Below are 665 nucleotides of genomic sequence, written 5' to 3'. Positions count from 1 at the left end.
CCAACAAGCCGCTGATTCGTGACCGTGCACATCTGACCGCATCCGGCTCAGTCGCCACGGATGCTGACATTGCCGCACTCATGCGCAATCTCACCATTCAACTGGCAGACCGCGTGAACACCTCCATCCCCCCGCGTATCTGAGCCCTCTCTCTGGTCCGGCGGCCCGGGTATGTTACCCCTGAAAGTGACAGGCTTTCGGCCCGCCACTTGAGACAAGACAGCCTCACCTGCGGACCAAAGCCCGCAGGGACATCAGGAAGCTGAGGGAGGCCGCTTTTTCCGGGTACGTGCTGCGGGCTTGGGTACAGCAGTCTTTGATACGGCAACCTGTGATGGCGTCACCTTTTTCGGGGCAATGCGCGAGCGGGCTGGCGCTTTGGCAGGAGCCACAGGCTCGGCCACGCCATTGGTTTTAACCGGAGCTTTTCTGACCTTACGTGGCTTTGGCGCAGAAACCGGCACGGCTGTAGAGCGCGCTTTACTCTCGGCCTTCTCCGGTGTGGCTTCTGTTGTGGGATGATCCTTGATCAGGCGGGCAATCAGTTTTTCATAATCCGCCAGATAGGATGCCATGCACAGGGAGCGCTCCGCTTCCTGCCGGACTGCAAGCCGCAGACGCTTGGCCAGCGGCTTGTTGGTCAGCAGTTCCAATATGGCGTCGGC

1 pseudogene is annotated in these 665 nt (G+C 60.2%); it reads right to left on the bottom strand.

The annotated features are described in order from the left end of the window. Positions 1–254 precede the first annotated feature (254 nt). Positions 255–665: pseudogene (locus AD944_RS17150) on the bottom strand (glycosyl transferase); the annotation flags it as partial.

The organism is Acetobacter tropicalis, from assembly GCF_001580915.1.
In the GTDB taxonomy this organism is placed as follows: Bacteria; Pseudomonadota; Alphaproteobacteria; order Acetobacterales; family Acetobacteraceae; genus Acetobacter; species Acetobacter tropicalis.
This window is presented reverse-complemented; position numbering and strand designations above follow the sequence as displayed.